8 protein-coding genes are annotated in these 9,033 nt (G+C 76.2%); 1 reads left to right on the top strand and 7 read right to left on the bottom strand.

The annotated features are described in order from the left end of the window. The first annotated feature begins 139 nt into the window (after positions 1 to 139). Positions 140 to 1,879: a hypothetical protein gene (locus ACIP5O_RS12045; protein WP_401291739.1), complete on the top strand. Its 1,740-nt coding sequence runs from the start codon at positions 140 to 142 to the stop codon at positions 1,877 to 1,879. A 28-nt stretch (positions 1,880 to 1,907) separates the two neighbouring features. Here the strand turns inward: ACIP5O_RS12045 and ACIP5O_RS12040 are convergent, their stop codons facing one another. From ACIP5O_RS12040 to ACIP5O_RS12010, 7 genes are all read right to left on the bottom strand, one after another. After that, positions 1,908 to 4,433 (bottom strand): NB-ARC domain-containing protein, encoded by a 2,526-nt coding sequence (locus ACIP5O_RS12040; protein ID WP_401291736.1) that lies wholly within the window; start codon positions 4,431 to 4,433, stop codon positions 1,908 to 1,910. Positions 4,434 to 4,573: 140 nt separating this feature from the next. Beyond that, the gene (locus ACIP5O_RS12035; RefSeq protein WP_401291734.1) at positions 4,574 to 5,212 is read right to left on the bottom strand and encodes an isochorismatase family protein; all 639 of its coding nucleotides are present in this window, start codon (positions 5,210 to 5,212) and stop codon (positions 4,574 to 4,576) included. Further along, the gene (locus tag ACIP5O_RS12030) at positions 5,209 to 6,165 is read right to left on the bottom strand and encodes a hypothetical protein (protein ID WP_401291731.1); all 957 of its coding nucleotides are present in this window, start codon (positions 6,163 to 6,165) and stop codon (positions 5,209 to 5,211) included. The genes ACIP5O_RS12035 and ACIP5O_RS12030 overlap by 4 nt, the downstream gene beginning before the upstream one ends. Beyond that, positions 6,162 to 7,373, bottom strand: a complete 1,212-nt coding sequence (locus tag ACIP5O_RS12025) for a DUF2306 domain-containing protein (RefSeq protein ID WP_401291728.1) — start codon at positions 7,371 to 7,373, stop codon at positions 6,162 to 6,164. The genes ACIP5O_RS12030 and ACIP5O_RS12025 overlap by 4 nt, the downstream gene beginning before the upstream one ends. A 143-nt stretch (positions 7,374 to 7,516) precedes the next feature. Beyond that, positions 7,517 to 8,032 carry a PadR family transcriptional regulator gene (locus tag ACIP5O_RS12020; protein ID WP_365548160.1) on the bottom strand — a complete coding sequence of 172 codons (516 nt, stop codon included), beginning with the start codon at positions 8,030 to 8,032 and terminating at the stop codon, positions 7,517 to 7,519. Between the two features lie 61 nt (positions 8,033 to 8,093). Beyond that, positions 8,094 to 8,492 carry an STAS domain-containing protein gene (locus ACIP5O_RS12015; protein WP_401291725.1) on the bottom strand — a complete coding sequence of 133 codons (399 nt, stop codon included), beginning with the start codon at positions 8,490 to 8,492 and terminating at the stop codon, positions 8,094 to 8,096. Between the two features lie 67 nt (positions 8,493 to 8,559). After that, positions 8,560 to 9,006, bottom strand: a complete 447-nt coding sequence (locus ACIP5O_RS12010; RefSeq protein WP_401291723.1) for a nuclear transport factor 2 family protein — start codon at positions 9,004 to 9,006, stop codon at positions 8,560 to 8,562. Between the last annotated feature and the right edge of the window lie 27 nt (positions 9,007 to 9,033).

Below are 9,033 nucleotides of genomic sequence, written 5' to 3'. Positions count from 1 at the left end.
CCGCGAGCCGCGAGCCGCGAGCCGCGAGCCGCGAGCCGCGAGCCGCGAGCCGCGAGCCGCGAGCCGCGAGCCGCGAGCCGCGAGCCGCGAGCCGCGAGCCGCGTAGCGGGTGAGTCGGACGTACGTCGGCGAGGTGGCCATGCACACTGAACGGCCTCTCCGCGTTCCCGTCGGGCAGGACGCCGAACGGTGGCGGACCTTTCCCGGGGAGCGGACGCTCGTCGTCGCCGCGCGGACCGTCGTCTCCACCACCCGGGTCCTGGAGTGCCTGCCCGCCGTCCTGCGCGACGACAGCCGGGTGAACGTCGTCTTCGCGTACGACCCCACCTCCGCCTTCAACGACGGCGTCCTCGACCTGCTGCACGACTCCGGCTGCCGCGTGATGCCCTGGTCGCAGCTCGGTGACATCTCCCCCGACCTCGTCCTCACGGCGAGCGAGAACGTCGACGTCCCCGAGGGCACGTGCCCCGTCCTCGTCCTCCCGCACGGGATCGGATTCCAGAAGTACGTGCCGGACTCGCGCGCCGACCGCGTGCGGCTCTCGGGCCTGGTGCCCGACGCGCTCCTGGAGGCGGGCCGGGCCTGGCTGGCCACCTCCCACCCGGACCAGGACGAGCAGCTGCTCGCCGCGCACCCCAAGGCCGCCGGCCGGACGCTGCTCGTGGGCGACCCGTGCTTCGACGAGCTCGCGGCGAGCGCCTCCCTGCGCCCCGCCCACCGTGCGGCGCTGGACGTAGGGGACGACCAGCGGCTCGTCGTGGTCAGCTCGACCTGGGGGCCGACCTCTCTGCTGGGCGAGCGGCCGGACCTCCCGGCGCGGCTGCTTGCCGCGCTGCCGTACGACACGTACCGCGTGGCGGCGATCGTGCACCCCAACGTGTGGGCGGCGCACGGTTCCTGGCAGCTCCGGCGGAACCTCGCCGCCGCGCTCGACGCGGGCCTGCTGCTCGTTCCGCCGGCGCACGCGTGGCGCTCGGTGCTGCTCGCCTCGGACCTGGTCGTCGGGGACCACGGGTCGGTGACCCTGTACGGCGCGGCGCTCGGCCGGCCGGTGCTGCTCGGGGCCTTCGGGAGCGACTCGGTGCCGGGGACGGCGGCCGAGGTCCTCGGCCGGCACGCGCCGCGCCTCGACCCGGCGCGGGACGCGCGCCGCCAGGTGGAGGACGCGTTCGAGCCCGGCGTGCGCGCCGGGTACGCGGGGGTGGCGGAGCGGGCGTTCAGCGAACCGGGCCGGTCCCTCGTACGGCTGCGGGCGGTCCTGTACGAGCTCCTCCGGCTGCCCGAGCCGTCGTCGGGGCCGCCGCCGGTCCGCGCCCTCGCCCCGGTGGAGGTCCCGGCCGAGCCGGTCACGTCGTGGCGGGTACGCACGCGCGTGGCGGCCCGGGACGACGGGTCCGGCGCGCTCGTCGAGGTGGAGCGGATCCCGGCCGCGGTGGCGTCCGGCCACCGGCCGGAGCCGGAGGCATCCGGCCTCTTCGACCACCTCGTCTGCACGGACGGGGAGCGCGACCTGCGGACCGCCGAGAGCGCGTCGGTCGTCCTGCGCGCCGAACCGGCGGCCTCCGGGGCGGCCGCGCTGCGCTGGATCGACGGGACGCTGGCGGCCCGGCCGGGCTGCCTCGCGGCCGCGGTCCCGGTCGGCACGGGCGGCCATCTGGTGGGCCTGCGGGACGGCCGGGTCGTCGAGGCGACCGCGCCCGACGCGCCGCACGGCACGCACGACGCGCACGGTCCCGAGCGCGCGGCGGCGGTCGTGTACGCGTATCTGCGCGCCGGTCTCCCCCTGGCGGGGACGGCGTCCCTGCGCGTCGACGCCCGGCCCGGCGGGGACCTCGTCCTGCGCGTCCGCGCCGCGGAGGGGACGACGGGGCGCGGCTGAGCGGGAGGCCCCTCCTCCTCCGGTCCCCCTACTCGTCCCTCCACGCGCGCAGGCGTGCCCGCAGGGCCGGGGCGAGGGGGCTGCCGCCCTCCTCGTGGATGCCGGCGGCGCGCTCCAGCCAGGCGGGGACGTCGGCGCGGCGCAGGCCGGTGCGTTCGGCGATGTCCGCGAGGGCGACGAGGGCCTGGGCCTCGTAGTGCGTGGCCCGCTCCGTCCGGAGGGTGGTGGCGGCGTCCTCCAGGACGCGCATCGCCTCCTCGGGGTCGCCGAGGTGGTCGTGCACGACGCCGAGGGCGGCCGTGGCGCGGGCCGCCATGCGCGGGTCCCGACACTCCGTCAGCATCCGGTGGGCGTCGTTCAGGGTGGCCAGGGCGGTCGTGTGCTCACCGGCGGCGTCCTGGGCGCAACCGAGGAAGTACGTCGCGATGGCCGCGCCGCGCGCCTCGCCCGCCCGGGCGTTGAGCTCCAGGGAGGCCCGGTAGGAGGCGACGGCGCGGACGGGGTCGTGCCGGTCCCAGTACCGTCCGTCGAACTCGCGCACGGACGCGCTGACGACGGTGTCCCCGGCGACCTCCGCGCAGACGAGGGCCGTGTCGAGCTCGGTCCGGGCCCGCTCGTCCTCGCCCAGGTCGAGCAGGGGCCGGGAGAGCAGGCTCCGCAGGCGGGCCTCGGCCGCGGGGGCGACGGCCGCGGCCGCGGCGGCGGCGCCCAGTTCGAGGGACTCCCGCCACGGGCCCAGGGCCCGCCGATGGAGGAAGAGCACGCTGTACGCCTCCGCCAACTGCCACACGGGGGTGTCGAGGCCGCCCCGGGCGGCGCCGGCGCGCAGGACGGCGAGGACGTCGGCGCTCCGGCTCTCCAGCCAGGCGAGCGGGTCGGTGGCGGGGTCGGATCCGGTGGGCGCGGCGAAGGGGTTCCGGGCCCCGTCCAGGAGCTCTCCGAGGTCGGCGACGCGCAGCCGGTCCTCCCGGACGGCCCGGTCGGCGAGCGCGGTGAGGACGAGGTGGTGGGTGAGGACCCGGGCGACGAGCGCGGCCTCCGCGCCGGGCGGCTCCTCCGCCCGGGCGCGCTCGCGGGCGTGCAGCCGGACGAGGTCGTGCATGCGGAAGCGGCCGTCCGCGGTCCGTTCGATCAGGCCGTCGTCGGCGAGTCGGCGCAGGAGCGGGGCGGTCTCGGCGGGCGTGGCGTCGAGGGCGGCGGCGGCCGCTTCGACGTCGTGGGTGGCGCACGGGTACCGGCCGAGGTACCGGTAGAGGCGGGCGGCGTCGGGCGGAAGCAGGCGGTACGTCGGGTTCAGCACGGCGGACATCGAGTGCTCCCCTCCCAGGGACAGGGCGTCGAGTCGGCGGTTCTCGTCTGCGAGTTCCGCGGCCAGGGCCGCCGCCGTGAGCGTGGGGTCGGTGGCGAGGCGGCCCGCCACGATCCGCAGGGCGACGGGCAGGCCGCCGCACAGGTCGGCGAGGCGCTCGGCGGCGTCCCGGTCGGCGGCGATCCGCTCCCCGCCGTGCTCGGCGAGCAGCCGCAGGGCGCCGTCCGGGTCGAGCGGCTTGAGCGCGAGGATCCTCGCTCCGTCCAGGGCCAGTTCGCCGAGTCCCGACGTGCTGGTGACGAGGACGGTGCTGCCGGGGCCCTTGGGTACGAGGGGCCGGACCTGGGCCGGGTCGCCCACGTCGTCCAGGACGACGAGCAGGCGCCGGTCGGCGGTGCGGGTGCGGAAGAGCGCGGCCCGCTCCTGGAGCGAGTCGGGCATGTAGGCGTCGACGACGCCGAGTCCGCGCAGGCACATGGCCACGGCCTCGGAGACGTCACCGCCGGACTGTCCGCGCAGGGCGGCGAAGTCCACGTACAGCTGGCCGTCGGGATAGCGCTCCCGGGCGCCGGCGGCCCAGTGCCAGGCGGTCGCGGTCTTGCCCACGCCGGGCAGTCCGTGGAGGACGCCGATGCCGACCGGGGGCGCCGCGGCCCGGGGCGGGGTCCCCGGGGCGGTCGGCGTCGGCGGGTCGAACCAGCGGTCGAGCTCGGAGAGGTCGGCGGTGCGGTTGACGAAGGCGGCGGTGAGCGCGGGCACCTGGTCGGGGCGCGGCCGGGGAGCGGGAGGTTGCGGCACGTAGACGTTGATATCGCCCTGGATCCGCGATCCCTGGAAGACCGGGCCGTGGTGCGTCCCGTCGTTGACGTACGTGGCCGTGCCCGGCGTCCCGAAGGCGGCGACGATCTCCTGCAGTTCGGTCACGGCGGCCGGGTCGTCCAGGAGCGCCCGGAGGAGTCGCTGCCGCCAGTGCTCCTCGATCGCGGCGGCGGTCGTCTCGTCGCCGGCGGCCCGCGCGGTCGCGACCTCGCGTCCGGCCGTCTCCACTTCCGCGACGACCCGTTCCGCGTCCTGGCCGCCGTCCCGGCCGGTGTCCTCCCCGGTCTCCCCGTCGGTCGGCGCATCGGAGCCCCGTCGGCGGAACAGGCGCCAGTTCCGCTCCTTCGCCTGCTCCCAGAGGTCCGAGACGACGAGACCGAGCACGGTCGTCGCTCCCGACATGGCGAGCACCGTCAGCTCTTCCACCGCTCCCCCATCGTGTCGCGCGGAGCGCCGACGAGGCGCTCCGGCTCCACCGTAGAGAGATCGACAAGCCTTTGAACAGCCCGCTCGCCGTCGTTCCGGGACGAGTTCGTGGCGCGTTCCGCTCGTTCGGGGCCGGGCGGTCAGGCCCTCCCGGGTGCCGTGAACGTGACGGCGGCGGCCGGGGCGGTGACCTCCGCGTCGCTTCCGAGGGCGTAGGCCGCCACCCGTGAGACCGTCGCGGCCGGGATCGCCTCGGCGATCCCGGGGACCGCCGGGACGTCCTGGGTGGCGTGCGCGTCGTGGGGCACGACGACCCGGTAGCCGCGGGCCAGGGCCGTGCGGGCCGTCGCCTGCACGCACATCTCCGACATGACCCCGCAGACGGCGACCGCCCGCGCCCCCGCGCCGGTGAGGACGCCGCCCAGGGGCGTGCGCCGGAAGCCGTCGTCCTCGGGCTTGCGGATCACCAGCTCCAGGGGGCCCGGCTCCACGCGGTGGTGCAACTCCCAGCCGGGGGTGTGGGGTTCGTCCTCGGCCCCGGGCGGGCCGTCGTTCTGGAGGTGGACGACGAGCGCCCCGTCCCGCCGGGCCCGGGCGATCAGGTCCGTCGTGCGGTCGACGAGCCGGTCCGCCCCGGGCACGGCCCCGTCACCGGTGACGAACGCCGTCTGCACGTCCACGACGATCAGGGCGTCGACGGGTGGGAGGTCCGTGGCCGGAGCGTGCGCGGTGCGGGCGTTCGGGGTCGGGGCGTTCACGGGCTGTGCGCTGTCGGTCATTCCGGCATCCTGTCCCCCACCCGGTCACGTCGCCACGGGATTTCGGTCTCCGGAGCACGGGACGCCCTGTTCAGGAGCCACCGGCCGGAGACGCCCGTGGCCAGGAGGCCGGTGAGCAGGGCGACGAGGGAGGCGCCGGGGCCCGACGCCCAGTCGACGTCCCGGGCGTGGACGGCGAGGACGACGGCGGCGGCGAGGGCCACGGCCGGGACCGCGCCGAGGGCCGGGCGGAGGCGGGCCAGGTCGTCCTCGGCCAGGGAGGCGAGGACGCCGATGCCGAGGGCGAGCGCCCACACCCCCAGGCCCTGCGCGTCGGCGCGGTTCACCGTCCACGGCACGAGCGGGCCCCAGAAGGCGGGGAAGGCGAGGAGGCCGGCCCCGATGCCGAGCCAGCCGGAGCCGAGCACGGCGAGCGGCGGTTTCGACCAGGCGGGCAGCGGGGCGGCGGGCTCCCGCCGGCCCGCCGCCACCGGCCGTGCCCGTCCCCGGTACTGCGCGACGAGGCAGCCCACGGCGCCGAGCGCGAGGGCGCCGAGGACGGCGACCCAGCCGAGGCTGAACAGGGCGAGGAACAGCGGCCTCCCCTCGGCCGCCTGGAGGCTGCCGCCGTTCAGGAGGCTCACCGCGAAGAGGCCGACGAGGACGGTCACGAGTGGCAGGACGAGGCTCCGCACCTCCTCCCAGACGCGGGCCCGGCCGACCGTGAGGAGGGCGGGCGCGACGCCGGCCATCGCCGCGCCGAGGAGTCCGGGGCTGAGCGCCTCCGGGGACACCCAGGCCCCCGCCGCGTACCCGGCCAGGCTCGTGACGGCGAGCAGGGCGCCGACGGCGAGGCCGATGCCGCCGACCACGCTGCTCAGGACCACGATGCCGGGCGAGAGTTCCCGGCCGCCGGGCGTCTCGCCGCCGGGCGTCCCGCCCTCCGCGGTCGGCCGCTGTCCGGTGGTGTTCATGTCCGTTCCCCTTCCCCGACGGCGACCGTCGCGGGCCCGGTGTGCGCGGGAGCCGGTCCGTCCGCCGGTTCCCCCCGCCTCTTGAGGACTTCGCGGGCGTGCAGGACCCGCAGGCTCACCACCGTGACGGCCGCGTACGCGAGGACGCCGCAGCCGATGCCGACGCCCGCGATCAGGGCCGTCGGCCGGTCGAGGCCGAAGGCGCGCTCCAGGACCGGGACCGTCGCCGCCGAGAACGCGGGGGCCAGGCACAGGGCGGTGAGGTGCAGTCCCCACTCCTCGGCGGCCCAGAGGGCTCCCCGGGCCCGGGCGCGTACCGCCCGCACGGCGATGACGGCGTACATCACCCCGTACGGGACGAGGTACGCGAGCAGGAGCCGCCGCCCCGCCGTGCCCCCGTCGAGGAACGCGGGCGTGAGCCACACCAGGCCGGCGGCGCCCGCGAGGTGGGCGGCGGCCCGGACCGGCGCGGGGCACCAGGTGCCGGTCAGGCCGGGGACGGCGACGCGCCGGTCGAGGGCGCGGGAGGCGAGCAGGGCGCCGAAGGCGACGAGCGCGCCGAGGTGCATGATCGCGACGCGGTTGACGTCGAGGATGTCGAGCCCCGGGTAGAGCCGGGGCAGCGCGCCCCATTCGAGCCGCAGCAGCGGAGCGGTCATCAGGAAGCCGTAGCAGAGGAGCATCCAGCGCTGGTGCAGGTCCGGGAAGCCCCGGACGGCGGCGAGGACGCCGAAGGTCACGCTGCCGACGGTGCCGGCCAGGATGGTGGCGAGGACGATCCAGAACGCGGCCCCGCTGAACGCCTCCGCCGGCGGGGTGCGCACCAGGTACAGGGCGGCGCCCGCCATCGACGCGTACACGGTGACGGCGAAGACGGTCCCGGCGGTCCGGTGCAGCCGGACGCGGCGCCGGACGGCCGAGAGGAGCTGCACGGGTCCGAGCAGCATCAGCAGTCCGCCGAGGACCGAGTGCACGATCAGCGGGACCAGGCTGCGCGCGTACGGTGCCGTCCGGTCGCGGACGGCCTCGGCCACGAACTCCGGCGAGACGGTCCGGCCGAGGACCCACTCGCCGAGGGCGGGCGCGCCCGGCCGGGCGTACGGCCAGAGTTCGGTCACGGCGATCGGCGCGTACGCCAGGCAGACCGCCGTCACCGCCAGGGCGGACGCCCGTCCCCACCTCGTGCCTGCCGGTCGTCGACGTTCCACGGCGGTTCCCCCTTCGGCGTCCCCGCGTGCCCGCACGCTCGCGGCCGCGATAGTCCTGTCTGGACCATGGAGGGACTACGGAGGAAGGTAGGGGGGCGCGGTGGCGGGGTCAACCGGTCGGTAACAAGAATCCGCGGCGGGAATCACGGCTCCCGGCTCTCGACCCACTGCCAGAAGTCGACCATCATCCGCTCGTAGCGGATGCCGAACTCCAGCGCCTCGCGCTGCCCGCGCGTGAGCAGCTCGCCCACGTCACGGGCCAGTTCCTCGTACCCGTCGAGGGTCTTCCGGTGCTCCTCGACCTGGACGGGGGCGTGGACGCGCGGGCTGGCCCCGAACCACAGCTTGAGGATGCCGCGTTCACGCGCCTCGACGGGGACGAAGGCCGGGTCGGCCAGCCAGTCGCGCAGGGCCGCCGCGCCCGCCCCGGTGAGGCTCATCAGCCGCCGGTTCCGGCCCCCGGGCTGCCGCACCTCCGAGAGGAGTCCCGCCTCCAGGAGCCGGTCGCACTGGGCGTAGACCTGCGCGTGCGGCACGGACCAGAACGGCGCCACGGTCCGCGCCGCCTCGACCTTCACGTCGTACGGGCTGGCCTCGCCCAGCTTGTCGATGATGCCGAGCACGAGGTACGAGGGCGTGGTCAACCGGACTTCAGACATGCGGCGACCGTACCCCGGTCCCCTTCCGCCCGGGCCGCGCGGAGCGGCACGCCGGCCGGCGCTACGGCACGGCGCGTCCCGAAGGGGAACGACCGGAGGGCGGACGGCCCGGAGAGCCGGGTCCGCCGGGCGGTGCGGGCTCCGGGCGGAGGACGTCGCAGAGCGCGGTCAGGCGGATGAGCCGGAGGATCCGCGGCTGGTCGCAGAGGAGGCGCCAGCGCGCGCCCCGTTCGCGCGTGCGCCGGGCGCAGCGGACGAGGAGGCCGAGTCCGCTGGCGTCGCAGAAGGTGAGTCCCCGGATGTCGAGGGTCAGGGCGTCGGCCTCCCGGACCAGGGCGTCGAGTCCGGGTCGCAGGCGCCGCACCAAGACGAGGTCGAGCTCGCCCCGGAGGGCGACGACGGTGCGGCCTCCGGACGAACTCGCTTCCAGGTGGCGGCCTTGACGGGGGATCAGTTGCATCGACCTCTCCAGGGGGTGGCTCCGCGCGTCACGTCGAGCGTGGCCTCCTCCTACCCGGAGATGATGTTCAACCTTTCCCACAATCACTCGAACCGGCGAATATCGGGACCGTTCCCCCAGGTCGCGGGCCTGCGGCCTCCTCCGTGACGCGGTCGAACTCGGCGCCCATGGCGGCGGCGAGCGCCCGGGCGGCGGAGAGGGGACGGACCATGACGGTGAACTCGTCGATCCTCCCCTCCTCGTCGAAGTGGAGGAAGTCGCAGCCGTTGATCTCCTTGTCCCCGACCTTCGCGGTGAAGACGAGCGCGTGGTCGCGTCCGTCCGCGCCCTCGATCTCGCGGACGTACCGGAAGTCGGAGAAGACGCGGAGGACCCCGCGCAGGATCGCGGCGGTGAGCGCCTTGCCGGGGTACGGCTTGAAGGCGACGGGGCTGGTGAAGACGACGTCCTCGGCGAGCAGGGCCTCGACGGCGTCGAGGTCGCGATTCTCCACGGCGGTACGGAACGGGTGCACGGCACGACTCCATAGGCAACTAGTTGA

This window comes from Streptomyces sp. NPDC088915, assembly GCF_044749825.1.
Classification (GTDB): Bacteria; Actinomycetota; Actinomycetes; order Streptomycetales; family Streptomycetaceae; genus Streptomyces.
The sequence above is the reverse complement of the archived record's forward strand: the minus strand, read 5'-3'. Positions and strand labels throughout refer to the sequence as shown.

What these genes read in the sequence shown, in the direction of transcription:
- ACIP5O_RS12015 (WP_401291725.1), bottom strand. Translation starts at nt 8,492, where the DNA reads ATGCAACTGATCCCCCGTCAAGGCCGCCACCTGGAAGCGAGTTCGTCC.
- ACIP5O_RS12030 (WP_401291731.1), bottom strand. Translation starts at nt 6,165, where the DNA reads ATGAACACCACCGGACAGCGGCCGACCGCGGAGGGCGGGACGCCCGGC.
- ACIP5O_RS12020 (WP_365548160.1), bottom strand. Translation starts at nt 8,032, where the DNA reads ATGTCTGAAGTCCGGTTGACCACGCCCTCGTACCTCGTGCTCGGCATC.
- ACIP5O_RS12035 (WP_401291734.1), bottom strand. Translation starts at nt 5,212, where the DNA reads ATGACCGACAGCGCACAGCCCGTGAACGCCCCGACCCCGAACGCCCGC.
- ACIP5O_RS12045 (WP_401291739.1), top strand. Translation starts at nt 140, where the DNA reads ATGCACACTGAACGGCCTCTCCGCGTTCCCGTCGGGCAGGACGCCGAA.